Source organism: Luteimonas changyuni (genome assembly GCF_039548395.1).
Lineage (GTDB): Bacteria > Pseudomonadota > Gammaproteobacteria > Xanthomonadales > Xanthomonadaceae > Luteimonas.
The window spans coordinates 91759-106581 of record NZ_JBCLUZ010000010.1 but is presented as its reverse complement, the minus strand read 5'-3'; the positions used below and the strand labels follow the sequence as shown (position 1 = coordinate 106581).

Annotated in this window: 12 protein-coding genes; 8 read left to right on the top strand and 4 right to left on the bottom strand. The window is 69.3% G+C overall.

The window, feature by feature from the left end; translation table 11 throughout:
• Positions 1–337 precede the first annotated feature (337 nt).
• From groL to WCD84_RS06240, 3 genes are all read right to left on the bottom strand, one after another.
• The gene (gene groL / locus WCD84_RS06250; RefSeq protein ID WP_343280782.1) at positions 338–1978 is read right to left on the bottom strand and encodes a chaperonin GroEL; all 1641 of its coding nucleotides are present in this window, start codon (positions 1976–1978) and stop codon (positions 338–340) included.
• A gap of 57 nt (positions 1979–2035) precedes the next feature.
• Positions 2036–2323, bottom strand: coding sequence for a co-chaperone GroES (groES, locus tag WCD84_RS06245; RefSeq protein ID WP_343255805.1), 288 nt, complete (start codon positions 2321–2323; stop codon positions 2036–2038).
• Between the two features lie 179 nt (positions 2324–2502).
• Positions 2503–3003 (bottom strand): acyloxyacyl hydrolase, encoded by a 501-nt coding sequence (locus WCD84_RS06240; protein ID WP_343280781.1) that lies wholly within the window; start codon positions 3001–3003, stop codon positions 2503–2505.
• A gap of 151 nt (positions 3004–3154) precedes the next feature.
• On the opposite strand from WCD84_RS06240, the gene WCD84_RS06235 reads away from it, so the two are divergent.
• Positions 3155–5044, top strand: coding sequence for an endonuclease (locus tag WCD84_RS06235; protein ID WP_343280780.1), 1890 nt, complete (start codon positions 3155–3157; stop codon positions 5042–5044).
• A gap of 89 nt (positions 5045–5133) precedes the next feature.
• On the opposite strand, the gene WCD84_RS06230 is transcribed toward WCD84_RS06235, so the two are convergent.
• Positions 5134–5760, bottom strand: coding sequence for a hypothetical protein (locus WCD84_RS06230; RefSeq protein WP_343280779.1), 627 nt, complete (start codon positions 5758–5760; stop codon positions 5134–5136).
• Positions 5761–6142: 382 nt separating this feature from the next.
• On the opposite strand from WCD84_RS06230, the gene WCD84_RS06225 reads away from it, so the two are divergent.
• The 7 genes from WCD84_RS06225 to prmA all read left to right on the top strand — a co-directional run bounded on the left by WCD84_RS06225 (position 6143) and on the right by prmA (position 14788).
• Entirely contained in the window at positions 6143–8557 is a 2415-nt protein-coding gene (locus WCD84_RS06225) for a protein-disulfide reductase DsbD family protein (protein WP_449280070.1), read from the top strand.
• Positions 8557–9156: a TlpA family protein disulfide reductase gene (locus WCD84_RS06220; protein ID WP_343255801.1), complete on the top strand. Its 600-nt coding sequence runs from the start codon at positions 8557–8559 to the stop codon at positions 9154–9156. Before WCD84_RS06225 ends, WCD84_RS06220 begins: the two co-directional genes overlap by 1 nt.
• 114 nt (positions 9157–9270) lie before the next feature.
• Positions 9271–9717: a type II 3-dehydroquinate dehydratase gene (gene aroQ, locus WCD84_RS06215; RefSeq protein ID WP_343280777.1), complete on the top strand. Its 447-nt coding sequence runs from the start codon at positions 9271–9273 to the stop codon at positions 9715–9717.
• Positions 9718–9781: 64 nt separating this feature from the next.
• Positions 9782–10261 carry an acetyl-CoA carboxylase biotin carboxyl carrier protein gene (accB, locus tag WCD84_RS06210; protein WP_343255799.1) on the top strand — a complete coding sequence of 160 codons (480 nt, stop codon included), beginning with the start codon at positions 9782–9784 and terminating at the stop codon, positions 10259–10261.
• Between the two features lie 11 nt (positions 10262–10272).
• The gene (accC, locus tag WCD84_RS06205; RefSeq protein WP_343280776.1) at positions 10273–11643 is read left to right on the top strand and encodes an acetyl-CoA carboxylase biotin carboxylase subunit; all 1371 of its coding nucleotides are present in this window, start codon (positions 10273–10275) and stop codon (positions 11641–11643) included.
• Positions 11644–11784: 141 nt separating this feature from the next.
• Positions 11785–13779, top strand: coding sequence for a hypothetical protein (locus tag WCD84_RS06200; protein WP_343280775.1), 1995 nt, complete (start codon positions 11785–11787; stop codon positions 13777–13779).
• Between the two features lie 88 nt (positions 13780–13867).
• Positions 13868–14788 (top strand): 50S ribosomal protein L11 methyltransferase, encoded by a 921-nt coding sequence (gene prmA / locus WCD84_RS06195; protein WP_343280774.1) that lies wholly within the window; start codon positions 13868–13870, stop codon positions 14786–14788.
• Positions 14789–14823: the final 35 nt, after the last annotated feature.

The window sequence follows — 14823 nt, the reverse complement described above, 5'->3', positions numbered from 1 at the left end:
AGGCAGGGGGGATGCCCAGAGGCGGCCATGGATGGCCGGCGGCCGGAACTGGGAGCAGGATGCGCATATTCCGGCTGGGCATCCCCCCTGCCTCCACGGCGGGCAGCGCACACCCTCCCGGACTCCCTCCCGGAGCAATCACCCGGCCGGAACTGGGAGCAGGATGCGCATATTCCGGCTGGGCATCCCCCCTGCCTCCACGGCGGGCAGCGCACACCCTCCCGGACTCCCTCCCGGAGCAATCACCCGCAAGCTCCACACAATCGGGAGAAGAGCCAAAGAAAAACCCCGCCTCGCGGCGGGGTCCTTCGTGTCGCGGTACAGCGGCGTGGCTGGATCAGAAGCCCATGCCACCCATGCCGCCCATGTCGCCGCCGCCCGGCATCGCCGGCTCGTCCTTCTTCGGCAGCTCCGCCACCATCGCTTCGGTGGTGATCATCAGGCCGGCGATCGACGCCGCGTTCTGCAGCGCGGTGCGGGTGACCTTGGTCGGGTCCAGGATGCCGAACTCGATCATGTCGCCGAACTCGCCGTTGGCTGCGTTGTAGCCGAAGTTGCCCGAACCGTCCTTGACCTTGTTGACGATGACCGACGGCTCTTCGCCGGCGTTGGTCACGATCTCGCGCAGCGGCGCTTCCATCGCGCGCAGGGCGATCTGGATGCCGTGGTTCTGGTCTTCGTTGGCACCCTTCAGGGCCTCGACCGCGGTCTTGGCGCGCAGCAGCGCAACGCCGCCGCCCGGGACCACGCCTTCTTCCACCGCCGCACGCGTGGCGTGCAGGGCGTCTTCGACGCGGGCCTTCTTTTCCTTCATCTCGATCTCGGTCGAGGCACCGACCTTGATCACCGCCACGCCGCCGGCCAGCTTGGCCACGCGCTCCTGCAGCTTCTCGCGGTCGTAGTCCGAAGAGGTCTCTTCGATCTGCGCCTTGATCTGCTTGATGCGGCCTTCGATGCCCGAGCCTTCGCCCGCGCCGTCGATGATCGTGGTGTTTTCCTTGGTGACCTGGATCTTCTTCGCGCGGCCGAGGTCGTTGATGGTCGCCTTCTCGAGCGACAGGCCGACTTCCTCGCTGATCACGGTGCCACCGGTGAGGATGGCCATGTCTTCCAGCATCGCCTTGCGACGGTCGCCGAAGCCCGGGGCCTTGACGGCCACGACCTTGACGATGCCGCGGATGGTGTTCACCACCAGGGTCGCCAGGGCTTCGCCCTCGACTTCCTCGGCGACGATCAGCAGCGGCTTGCCGGCCTTGGCCACGCCCTCGAGGACGGGCAGCAGGTCGCGCACATTGGAGATCTTCTTGTCGTGCAGCAGGATGAAGGGATCATCCAGCTCGGCCGACATCGACTGCTGGTTGTTGATGAAGTACGGCGACAGGTAGCCGCGGTCGAACTGCATGCCCTCGACCACGTCGAGCTCGTTCTCGAGGCCCGAACCTTCCTCGACCGTGATCACGCCTTCCTTGCCGACCTTGTCCATTGCCTGGGCGATCAGGTCGCCGATGTTGGCGTCGGAGTTGGCGGAGATGGTGCCGACCTGGGCGATTTCCTTCGAGGTCGACGACGGCTTGCTGATGCTCTTCAGCTCTTCCACGGCGGCCTTGACGGCCTGGTCGATGCCGCGCTTGAGGTCCATCGGGTTCATGCCGGCGGCGACCGCCTTCATGCCCTCGCGGATGAAGGCCTGGGCCAGCACGGTCGCGGTGGTGGTGCCGTCGCCGGCGTCATCGGACGTGCGCGAGGCGACTTCCTTCACCATCTGCGCGCCCATGTTCTCGAACTTGTCGGCCAGTTCGATCTCCTTGGCGACGGACACGCCGTCCTTGGTGATCGTGGGCGCGCCGAAGCTCTTGTCGAGCACGACGTTGCGGCCCTTGGGGCCAAGCGTTGCCTTGACGGCGTTGGCAAGCACGTTGACGCCACGCACCATCTTGGCGCGCGCGTCTTCGCCGAAGCGGATTTCCTTCGCGGACATTGTTGTTTCCTCGGAACTGGATCAGGGAATGGGGGTTGCGATGCGCTTGACGCGCGCTCAGCCGACGATGGCGAGGATGTCGTCCTCGCGGACGATCTTGTATTCGGTGCCTTCGTGCTTGTACGCCGAGCCCGAATACTGGCCGTAGATGACCTTGTCGCCGACCTTGACCTTCGGCGCGCGCAGGCTGCCGTTGTCCAGGGCCTTGCCCTCGCCGATGGCGATCACTTCGCCCTTGGTGGGCTTTTCCTTGGCATTGTCGGGGATGACGATGCCGCCGGCGGAGATTTCGTCGGCTTCGATCGGCTTGACCACTACGCGGTCGTAAAGCGGCTTCAGGTTCATGACAATCCTCACAAGTGATTGATTTTACTTGACAAAAACAGGAATCGGTCGCGGAGTCTAGCAGTCGGACCTGCCGAGTGCCAAAACGCGCGCCGCGAAAACCCGGCAGCGCCGGGATGTCCGCAAGATGGGGGGGCGTTGGCGGGGTTCAAGGGCCCCGCGGGAAATAAAGACGCGGCTCAGAAGCGCCAGGCGCCGACAACCATGGTTTCGCCGTTGTTGGGGGCGTGCAGGCTCGCGTTCGAGATATGGCGCAGCAGCAGCGAGAAGCGGCCCCAGCGCCAGCCGGCGGTGGTGACGAACTGCGGATCGCCGGACAGGGCGTCCGTCTCGCCCGACTGGGCGCCGACGCCGGCACCAAGCGTAAGGCCGTTGTCGGTGCGCTCGTAGCGCAGGCCGACGAAGCCGACCACGACGCTGTCGGACAGGTCCCGGCCACGCACTTGGCCGCGGCCGTCGACGTGGATGGCGCCAACCTCGCCGCGGAGTACCGCGTTGTCCAGCTCCCGCAGTTCCGGCAGCCAGGCGACCGAGGCCACTTTGGTGAATTCGCGCTCGGTGGTCTTGGAGCCGCCGGCGGCGACCTCGATGCCGGTCGCGGCAGCGGCAGGCAGCGCGAGCGCGAACAGGGCTGCGGCCAGTCCGGCGCGGAGGATGGCGGGGCGGATCGGAGCGGGCATGGGACGACCTGGATGAATGGGGAGATTTGACCGCACAAGAATACGATTGCCGCGTCGCGCTGGCGTGCAGATTGACGGAATGGTGTGTCCTTGTCTGGCCGTCGTCATATTTGACGGTTAGATTGCGTGGTCCACAAAGGGGAGTTACCCAATGCGTCTTGTCAGTTCCCGGCTTTGCTGCGCGATCGCGCTGGCGGTTGCCGCCACGCTGCCGGCCCAGGCCGAAGTCTTCATCAACGAAATCCACTACGACAACATCGACACCGACGTCGGCGAGGCGATCGAGGTCGTCGGCAGCGCCGGAGAGAGCCTCGCCGGCTACCAGCTGGTGCTCTACAACGGCAGCAACGGCGCTTCCTACGACACCGACACCCTGCCCGAGGGCACGCTCTCGGCCTGCGGCGGCAAGGTCCGCTTCGCCACGGTGAACTACCCCGAGAACGGCGTGCAGAACGGCGCGCCCGACGGCATTGCCCTGGTCGATCCGCAGGGCGCCGTGGTCCAGTTCCTGAGCTACGAAGGCGTGATGACCGCCAGCAACGGCCCCGCCGCCGGCATGAGCAGCACCGATATCGGCGTCATGCAGCCGAGCAGCACCCCGATCGGCCATTCGCTGCAGCTCGGCGGCACCGGCAATGTCTACGCCGACTTCGCCTGGGCGGAGGCCGCCAGCGAGACCTTCGACGCATGCAACAACGACCAGTCCTTCGGCGAGCCCGGCAATGCCGCGCCGCGGGTGGTCGAGACCTTCCCGACGCAGGGCTCCAGCAGCTTCCCGTACGCGGCCGAGCTCAAGGTCACCTTCAGCGAGCCGGTGGCCGCCCAGCCCGGCGCGTTCACCCTGGCCTGCGAAGGCCCGGCCCGCCATCGCGCACCCGGGCTCGATCACGTCGCGCAGGCGACCAGCTTCACCCTGACGCCTTCGTCTCCGCTGGTGCCGGGCCAGGCCTGTTCGCTGCGGGTCGACGCCGGCTTCATCCTCGATCTCGACGACGCTGCGCCCGAGGCCGACACCGTCATCGACTTCAACGTGAAGCGTTCGGGCGGCGGCGGCGGTGGCGGCGACGGCGATTACTACGGCCTGGTCAACGACTCCAGCCCCGACCAGCTGCGCTGCTCGCTGCACGAGACCATCCGCGGCCATGTCGCCTATCCCTACAGCGGCAGCGGCATCACCACCTGGACGATCCTCGAAGTCGCCGACGAGGACCCCAACGACGCCGGCAAGATCCTCGACGTCTATCGCAACCGCAGCTACGTCAAGGGCACCGACCGTGCCGGCAGCGGCGGCAGCAACAAGTACAACCGCGAGCACACCTGGCCGAATTCGCTCGGCTTCCCGGACCGGGTGGGCGACATGGGCTATCCGCACTCGCCGTATACCGACGCGCACATGCTCTACCTGAGCGACGAGGTCTACAACTCCAACCGCGGCAACATGCCCTTCGCCGATTGCCCACAGTCGTCGAACTGCGGCGAGCGGCCGACGGAGTTCAACAACGGCCGCGGCGGCGGCACCGGCGTCTATCCCGGCAATTCGAACTGGGTCATGGGTCCGAACGGCAACCAGGGCTCCTTCGAACCCTGGGGCGCGCGCAAGGGCGACATGGCGCGTGCGGTGATGTACATGGCGATCCGCTACGAGGGCGGCACGCACCCGACCACCAACCAGTCCGAGCCCGACCTGGAACTCACCGACGACCGCAGCAGGATCGTCGGCACCACCTCGTCACCGGCTTACATGGGCCTGCTGTCGACCCTGGTCGAATGGCACCTTGCCGACCCGCCGGACGACGCCGAGCGCGCCCGCAACGAAGTGGTCGCCGCCCACCAGGGCAACCGCAACCCCTTCATCGACCATCCGGAATGGGGCACCCAGGCGCTGTTCACCTCGAGCACGCCCGCGACCTGCGAACTCGCCACGCCACCGGCGAGCGAGCCCCGCAACCCGCGACTGCGTGATCCGCGCGCGCGTGGAACCGTGGCTCCGGTGCCGGCAGCTGCCGCACCCACCGGCCGCAAGCTGAAGGCGATGCGCTGACGGCACGCGCCCGGCTTCCCGTTCATGCAGGGAAGCGGCTCAAACAGAAGGGGCGCCGGGATATCCGGCGCCCCTCTGCGTTTGCACGATCAAATAAGCGACAGCAGCGTGGTGATGCGATTCCGGTTGAGGGCGGCCATCGGCGGCAGCCTGCAGCTCAACGCGATCGACTTCGACGTCAACAGACCGCCGGCATCGGCACCTGACCATGTCAGGTCCCCGGCCGTACCGCCGGCCAACGTGATCGATTTCGGGATGTAGCTGGCAGTTGCAAGCTCATCGCCAACCACCGCCGTACAGGTCACCGTGACCGGAGCTGTCGACGAATTGCTGATGCGCGTACTGAAGCTCTGCACGTTCAGGGAGACTTCTTCGTTGGCAAGCGCACAGGTCACGAAGGCCGGCGCATCGCTTTCATTGACGACGGCGAGCGGGCGCTTGCGGATCAGTCCTTCAAAACGGGCAGCGCCGCCTGGCAGTTGCCGACAGGGCCCGAGCCGGTCGTAGTGAGCAGGTCCAGTGCCTGCGCATGTTGGGTCGCGCCCAGAAGCAGGACGCCGGCTGCAGCGAGGCAGATCGATCTGTACATATGGGTCTCTCCTCATATATGGATGCGGCGCCTTGCGGGCGCCGCCACGCCACCATAGAAGAACGTCGCGCGGGCCAAGCGTGATGGCGGACACGCTTTTGACCGCCTTCCAGCGCTGCGGCGTCAAAACCGGCGCCTTGCGCGTGCACCTCGCAGTCTGCGTCGATGACCTTCTTCGCCGCATGCGCCGGCGATGGCAGCAGCGTGCCGATGCCGGCGAGCAGCATCGCCAATGCAAGCGGCCCGCGATCGCGGCTGCGCCTCCTCGCCAGGCCGGGACATGACCCGGCGCCGGAGTTGGTCGCGGCCGGTCTTCCGGACATTCACCGGGGCGCATCCGGGCTGCTGCGTTCCGCGACCGCAGGGATCCGGCCGGCCCGGGTCGGCTACCCTGTCCGGCTCCTGCCGCCCGCCGCCTGTCCGTGCCGATGACCGCCCTCCCGCACCGCTGCAACTGCCCCGACGTCCGCACCGGGAGGTCGATCGCCACGCCGCCGGCCTGGCGATGGATGTGCGCAACCTTCCTCGCGCTGGCGACGCTGCTGGCGCCGGCGACGGTCCTGGCCGCGATCGGCATGGACGACCTGCTGCCGGTGGACGAGGCCTTCGTGCTGCGGGTCGATGCTGGCGCGACGGGTGGCATCAAGCTCGAGTGGACGATCGCCGAGGGCTACTACCTCTATCGCCACCGCATGGGCGCCGAGCCCGTGGACGATGGTTTCCGCGCCGACCCGGCCGGGCTGCAGCTGCCCGCCGGCACGCCGTATACCGATGAGTTCTTCGGCGACGTCGAAACCTATCGCGGCCGCGTGGCCGGCCTGCTCCCGGGGACCGCGACGGCCGCACGCACTGAGCTGAAAATCCGCTACCAGGGCTGCGCCGACGTCGGCATCTGCTATCCGCCGCAGACGCGCACGGTGGCGGTCACACTGCCGGCCGCCGCAGCCGCGGCGCCGAGGCAGGCCGATTCCGGCTTCGCCGCGCTGGGCCGGGCGCTGGGCACAGGCGGTACCGGCGGCAGTGCAGCGCTGGCCAGCGCCGGTGTGGCCGGCCCGCTGCCGCTGCCGGAAGCGCAGGCCTTCGCCTTCGAAGCCATTGCCGATGGTGGCGATACCCTGCTGATGCGCTTCACCCCGGCGCCGGGCTACTACCTCTACCGCGACCGCAGCAGCTTCACGCTGGAGGCCGACGGCATCCAGGCGGGCGCGCCGCGCTGGCCCCGCGGGGTCGCGCACCACGATGAATACTTCGGCGAGGTGGTGGTCTATTTCGACCAGGTCAACGTGCCCTTGCCGCTGCGCCGCAGCCACGGCGAGCCGCGCGAGGCCACGCTCACCGCCACCTTCCAGGGCTGCCAGGATGGCGGCATCTGCTATCCGCCGATGACCCGCAGCGTGCGCGTGTCGCTGCCGGCAGGCACCACGGCGACGGCGGCAAGCACCACGGCGACGGCGGCAAGCACCGCGGATACGGGAGCCACCGCGGGCGCAACGACGGTGGCCAGCGACCCGGCCACCACCGGCGCCGCCAACGGACCCGCGGCGATCGACGGCGCAGCTGCCGCCAACGCGCGGGCCGCAGCCGCCGGCACTCCCGATGCGCCGGACGCCGCGGCCGCGGACGCTTCGGCGCCCGTCGACGGCACAGCCGGCGCCACGGCCGACGCGGCCGCCGACAACGCCGCGCGCAGCAGCCCGCCGGCCACCGCGGGCGGCGGCGGCCTTGGCCTGGCCCTGCTGCTGGCACTGGCCGGCGGCATCCTGCTCAACCTCATGCCCTGCGTGCTGCCGATCCTTTCGCTCAAGGTGCTGGGCCTGGCCCAGGGCGGCGCCAGCCGCGCCCACGCCCGCCGCCAGGCGCTCTGGTACACCGCCGGGGTGCTGGTCGCGTTCGCGGTGGTCGGCCTGGCGGTGCTTGCGCTGCGCGCCGCCGGCCAGGCCCTGGGCTGGGGCTTCCAGCTGCAGCAGCCGGGCTTCGTGGCCGCATTGGTGCTGCTGATGGCGGCGGTCGGATTGAGCCTGTCGGGCGTGTTCAGCATCGGCGGCAGCGCCAATCTCGGCCAGGGCCTGGCTGCGCGCAGCGGCCCGGTTGGCGACTTCTTCACCGGCGTGCTCGCCTGCGTGGTCGCCAGCCCCTGCATCGCGCCGTTCATGGGCGGCGCGCTGGCCTATGCCTTCTCCGCTTCGCCGGCCGCGGCGCTGCTGGTGTTCCTGGCCCTGGGCCTGGGCCTGGCGCTGCCGTTCCTGCTGGTCGGCCTGGTGCCGGCGCTGGCCGACCGCCTGCCAAGGCCAGGCGCGTGGATGGACACGCTCAAGCAGGTGCTGGCCTTCCCGATGTACCTCACCGCGATCTGGCTGGCCTGGGTGCTGGGCCGCCAGCGCGGCGTCGATGCCATGGCCGTGGTGGCCGCGGGCGTGGCGATGATGGCGCTGGCACTGTGGTGGCTGGAGCGCGCGCGCATGCGCGGCGGCTGGCTGCGGCGGCTGCCGGCGATCGCGCTGCTGCTGGTGGCGCTGTCGTCCGCGTGGCTGGTTGGCCGCATGCCGCCGCCGGTGGCGGCGGTGGCCGGGGCCGAAGGCGGCAGCGTCGCCTACTCCGCCGAGCGCCTGCGCGCCCTGCGCGACGCCGGCACCCCGGTGTTCGTCAACATGACCGCCGACTGGTGCGTGACCTGCAAGGCCAACGAACGCAGCACGCTGTCCGGCGATGCCTTCAGGGACGCCCTGGCACGCACCGGCGCCGCCTACATGGTCGGCGACTGGACCAATGTCGATCCGGAGATCAGCGCCTTCCTCGAGCAGCACCGCGCGGTCGGCGTGCCGCTGTACGTGGTCTATCCGGGCGACGGCGGCGAAGGCCAGGTGCTGCCGGCCGTGCTCGACCCCGACACTGCCGTCGCGGCGCTTGAACGGGCGGTACGCTGATGCGCACGCGCAGCATCCTGCTTGTCGCGCTGGCCGCGGGCGTCCTTGGCGTGGTGGCCGGCCTGGCGGTGAACGGCCCCGGCCCGCTGCTGCGCACCGAGCTCGGGCAGCGCGCGGTGCAGCACGCGATGGATGCCGTGGCCCCGGTGCCACCCGCGGACCTCGCGATCGCGACCCGCGGCGGCCCGGTGCCGACCATTACCCTGCCCGACCTGTCCGGCCGTCCGCGCACCCTGCCCGCGGAGTTCGCGGGCCGCCCGCTGCTGGTCAATTTCTGGGCCAGCTGGTGCGGTCCCTGCATCGAGGAGATGCCCGAGCTCGACCGCTTCACCGCCGGACAGGGTGACGACGGCGTGCAGGTGATCGGCATCGCGCTCGACGACCAGGCGGCGGTGGAAGAATTCCTGGAGCGCATCCCGGTGCGCTATCCGATCCTGATCGACGCCGCGGGTCCGCGCGATTCCGGCGTCCAGCTCGGCAACCAGCGCGGGGTCCTGCCGTATACGGTGCTGGTCTCGGCCGACGGCCAGCTGCTCAAGCAGCGCATCGGTCCCTTCGTGCATGGCGAGCTGGACGACTGGGCGCGCAGCCGCGAGTGAATCAAACGAGCGTTTAAAACTGGGCTAATTCGCAAAACTTCGGCGATCTGGACACGATCCGCCGCTTGCCGCAGACTGACCGCCGTTTTTCGCGAAGGCGGATCGGCATCGGAAATGGACAGGCTTCTTGTCCTCCACGGCCCCAACCTCAACCTGCTCGGCAGCCGCGAGCCGGAGATCTATGGCCGCGACACGCTGGCCGCGATCGACGCCGGGCTGCGCGCGCGCGTGGAGTCGGCGGGGCTGGCGTTCGAGAGCCTGCAGTCCAACGCCGAGCACGTGCTGGTGGACCGCGTGCAGGCCGCTGCCGGCGACGGCACCCGCTTCATCCTGATCAATCCGGCCGCCTTCACCCACACCTCGGTGGCGCTGCGCGACGCGCTGGCCGCGGTCGCGATCCCCTTCATCGAGGTCCACCTGTCCAACCCGCACGCCCGCGAACCCTTCCGCCGCCAGAGCTTCTTCAGCGACCTGGCCGTAGGCGTGGTCGCAGGCTTTGGCGCCGCCAGCTACAGGCTTGCCCTGGATGCGGCCCTGCCCCGCCTTGCGCCGGCAGGCTGAGTCCCGCCCGCACTTCCCGATTGCCACTGCCGGCGCCACTGCCGGCACCACCTGAGAGGCCCGCATGGACCTGAGAAAAATCAAGAAGCTGATCGACCTGCTCGAGGACTCCAACCTCGCCGAGATCGAGATCAAGGAAGGCGAGGAGTCCGTGCGCCTTGCACGTACGCCGCGCGGCTACGCGTCGCAGCCGCAGCCGCAGTTCGTGCAGGCCGGCCCGCAGCCGGACCCGGTGATGCCGATGCAATCACCGGTCCAGGCCGCCACCGGCGGTCGTCCGTCCGAACCCACCGGCCCTGCGCTCCCCGACGGCCACGTGGTGCGTTCGCCGATGGTCGGCACCTTCTATTCATCGCCCGCGCCGGACAAGCCGGCCTTCGTCACCGTGGGCCAGACCGTCGGCGCCGGCGACACGCTGGGCATCATCGAAGCCATGAAGATGTTCAACCCGATCGAGGCCGACGTTGCCGGCACGGTGCTGGCGATCGTGGGCGAGAGCGGACAGCCGGTCGAATTCGACCAGCCGCTGTTCGTGATCGGCTGAGGCCCGACGACATGCCCCTCGACAAGGTCGTCATCGCCAACCGCGGCGAGATCGCGCTGCGCATCCTGCGCGCCTGCCACGCGCTGGGCATCCGCACGGTCGCGGTGCATTCCACCGTCGACCGCAACTTGAAGCACGTCGGCATGGCCGACGAATCGGTGTGCATCGGCCCGGCGCCCTCGCCGCAGAGCTACCTCGACATGGCCAGCATCATCGCCGCCGCCGAGGTCACCGACGCCCAGGCGATCCACCCCGGCTACGGCTTCCTGGCCGAGAACGCCGACTTCGCCGAGCGCGTGGAGCAGTCGGGCTTCATCTTCATCGGCCCCAAGGCCGACACCATCCGCCTGATGGGCGACAAGGTGGAGGCGATCAAGGCCATGAAGGCCGCCGGCGTGCCCTGCGTGCCCGGCTCGGACGGCCCGCTGGGCGACGACGCCGCGGAGAACATCCGCCTGGCGCGCGGCATCGGCTACCCGGTGATCGTGAAGGCGGCCGGCGGCGGCGGCGGCCGCGGCATGCGCGTGGTGCATACCGAGGCCGCGCTGCCCGGCGCCGTGGCGACCACCAAGCAGGAGGCCAAGGCGGCCTTCGGCAACGACATGGTCTACATGGAGAAGTTCCTCGAGAACCCGCGCCACATCGAGATCCAGGTGCTGGCCGACGGCCAGGGCAAGGCCATCCACCTGGGCGAGCGCGACTGCTCGATGCAGCGCCGCCACCAGAAGGTCGTCGAGGAAGCACCCGCACCCGGCATCACCGACGCGATGCGCACCGAGATCGGCCAGGTCTGCGTGGACGCCTGCATCCGCATCGGCTACCGCGGCGCCGGCACCTTCGAATTCCTGTTCGAGGACGGCCGCTTCTATTTCATCGAAATGAATACCCGCATCCAGGTGGAGCACCCGGTCACCGAGATGGTCACCGGCATCGACCTGATCCGCGAGCAGCTGATGATCGCCGCCGGGCGGCCGCTGTCGATCCGCCAGGAGGACGTGGTGATCCGCGGCCACGCGATCGAGTGCCGGATCAACGCCGAGGACCCGGACAGCTTCATGCCCTCGCCCGGGCTGATCCAGCATTTCCACGCGCCCGGCGGGCCGGGCGTGCGCGTGGACAGCCACGTCTACGAGGGCTACCGGGTGCCGGCCAACTACGACTCGATGATCGGCAAGCTGATCGTGCACGGCGCCGACCGCGACCAGGCGATCTGCCGCATGCGCGTGGCGCTCAGCGAGATGGTGGTGGACGGCATCCGCACCAATATCCCGCTGCAGCAGCGGATCCTGGCCGACAGCGGCTTCGAGGAGGGCGGGCGCAACATCCACTACCTCGAAAAGCGCCTGACCGAGCGCAAGGACAACTCGCTCTCGATCCTCTGAGCGCCCGTCCTGCCGGACGGCGGCGGTTTCCGCCGGCCGGCACCATGTCGCACCGCACCTTGGTGGCTCCGGCCACCTCGCCTATGCTCGGTCGTTCACCGGGCACGGGGGCCGGTACCAACGACAAGGGAGAGAGGATCGATGCGCGTTCGCAAGAGCAGGGTCGCCACCGTCGTGCTGGGCGGCCTTCTGGCCACGGCCACCGCCGGGATCGTATTCGCACAGCCACGCACCGCTGCGCCCGCGCCCAAGGGCGCTACCACTGGAAACACCACGACCGAGAGGCCCTGGAGCGTCGGCGGGGGCGACATCGGCATCCGCTGGAACCATGACCTTGCCGGCGACCTCGGCATGCGCATCGTGCCCGCCTCCATCCATGGCCAGCCCACCTCGGACGGCTCCGAGCGCTTCGCGCTGCAGGACGCCCGGCAGATGCGCTTCATGGTCGACAACGGCTACGCCCGTGAAATGGCCGGCGGTGCCCTCCAGGCCCGCGGCGGCTACGTGGTGCAGCTGAAGGGCGGCAGCATCGACCTGGACGGCTTCCGCCTCGTGCCACGCGCGGTCAAGCGCGGCGCCGAGCCCGAGTTCGACCTGATCGACGCCAAGGGCGTGGCCTGGTTCCACGTCGACCATGTGATGCACGAACTGCTGGACGATCCGGCGTCGTTCACCATCGGCTCCTCCGACGTCCGCATCAGCGAACGCCTGGCCAAGCGCCTGGGCGCCCCGTATGCCGCCGGCATGGCGATCGCCGAACTGCAGCTCGACGTGCCGGTGCAGCTGCGCGGCAGCGGCGACCTGCAGCCGCAGGCCAACCACATCACCTGGGACGGCGATCCGGCGCCCGATGGCGGCACCTACCAGAACGACATCTTCATGCTCAGCACCTTCGCGCAGTACCTGCGCTGCCAGGGCTGCAGCGGAACCTCGGGCAGCGGCACCATGGCCATCGCGCCGTCGGCGACGCTGAAGAACAACGTCAACGAGGGCAACATCGCCGCCACCGTGCCCAACGACCCGCTGGGCACCAGCAGCGCGATGTGGACGGCCAGCATTCCCTGGCACCAGAAGTTCTCCGGCAATTCGGCCCCGTACAACAACGACCAGCATCCCTACCTGATCTGGAACATGTACCGGACCAACGCCGACGGCAGCTTCGAGCAGGTCGGCCGCTCGGGCGTGAAGCACGCCTACCTGACCACCAACGGCGGCTGCCTGGACAGCAACGACCATCACGGCCACGCACTCGGCCGCGGCTGCACCGACACCTACTCCGTCGGCAACAACGACTACACCCAGGGCATGACCTCGCGCGACGAGATCCTGCCCTCCTCCGGCCTCTGGGGGCGCTGCGGCTCGGTGTTCGATCCGGACTGCAACGGCGTCCAGAACACCGCGCCGGGCGACAACTACGCCCACCGCCTGCTGGTCAACGAGTCGCAGGTGTCGCCGGCCGCCAACCCGGGCGCCACCTGGATGTTCGAATCCTGGTACGTGGCCCGCAAGGACATCGACATCTACAACTCGATGTCCACCAAGGTGACCAACCCGTCGTGGACCGGCAGCATCTGGAACATCGGCACCAGCGCGGAGCGCCTGGGCTCGGCCATCGACCGCTGGTTCGGCACCACTGTTCCGATGAATCCGCGCAACCCGCACATGAACCCGAGCAAGGAGCGCAAGCTCATCACCGAGCTCGTGTCGGGCGATTCGCACGCCAAGCTGGCGGTCAAGGCCAAGCGCTTGGCGGGCGGCGTCTGGCAGTACCACTACGCGCTGATGAACTTCGACTTCGCGTTCGCGGAAACCGAAGGCAGCTCGCCCAACCTGCGCATCCACTCCACGCAGGGCTTCGACGCCTTTGCGCTGGCCACCGCATCGGCTGACGCCGTCACCGCCACCACGGTCCGCGATGGCGACCTCGACGCGGCGAACGACTGGGCCTTCGAGGCCGGCACCGACAGCATCGAATGGAGCGCGGGCTCCGGCGGCCGTTCGCTGGCCTGGGGCGAGCTGTACTCGTTCACCGTACTGTCCACCAGGTCCCCGGTGAACGGGACCGCCACGCTGCGCGCCGACGGCACCGGCCGCGGCACCGCATACGAGGTCGACACCCTGGTGCCGGGCCCCTGAGCCCTGTTGCCGGCCCGGGACACTCCCGAGCCGGCAAACCCGACGCGCCGGCCGGTACCATGGCGCTCCCCTGGCCCGGCCCCGCGCGATGCCCTTCCTTGAACTGACCCTGCACTGCCGCGAATCGGAACAGCCCCGTTACGAGCACGCCTTCGACGACGTTGGCGCACTGGCGGTGACCATGCTGGATGCGGACGCGGATACCGGCAACGAGCGCGCGATCCTGGAGCCCGGCGTCGGCGAGACGCCGCTGTGGGGGGCGATTTCGCTGAGCGCGCTGTTCCCGCACGACTCCGACCCCCTGCTGTTGCTTGCTGCGCTGGAAAGCTTCGACGCCGGCCTGGACTGGAGCCGGGTGTCGTTCCGCAACGTCGAGGACCAGGACTGGGAGCGCGCATGGATGGACCAGTACGTGCCGCTGCGCTTCGGCGAACGCACCTGGATCGTGCCCTGGAACCACGAACTGCCCGACGGCGCCGCGAGCGACGACGCTGCCATCGTGCGCCTGGACCCGGGCCTCGCCTTCGGCTCCGGGACCCACCCCACCACGGCGCTGTGCCTGCGCTGGCTGGACGGCCTGGCCGCCGACGGCCGGCTGGACGGCGTCGGCGTGCTCGACTTCGGCTGCGGCAGCGGCATCCTCGCCCTGGCCGCGCTCAAGCTCGGCGCCGCCCACGCCACCGGCATCGACAACGATCCGCAGGCGCTGCTCGCCACCGCCGACAACGCCGCGCGCAACGCCGTGGGCGAGCGCCTGTCGGTATACGCACCGGCGGAGGCACCCGATGGCACATGGCCGGTCGTGGTCGCCAACATCCTCGCTTCGGCGCTGGATGCGCTGGCGGACACCCTGGCCGCGCGCGTCGCACCCGGGGGCCGGCTGGCGCTGTCGGGCATCCTCGACGGCCAGCAGGAAGCACTGCTCGCGCGCTATGGCGAATGGTTCGACGGGCTCTCGGTCGCGATCGAAGGTGACTGGGTTCGCATTGACGGCATCCGGCGCCGCTGACGGCTGCCCGCCGCGCAGCGCGCGTGCTTGAATAG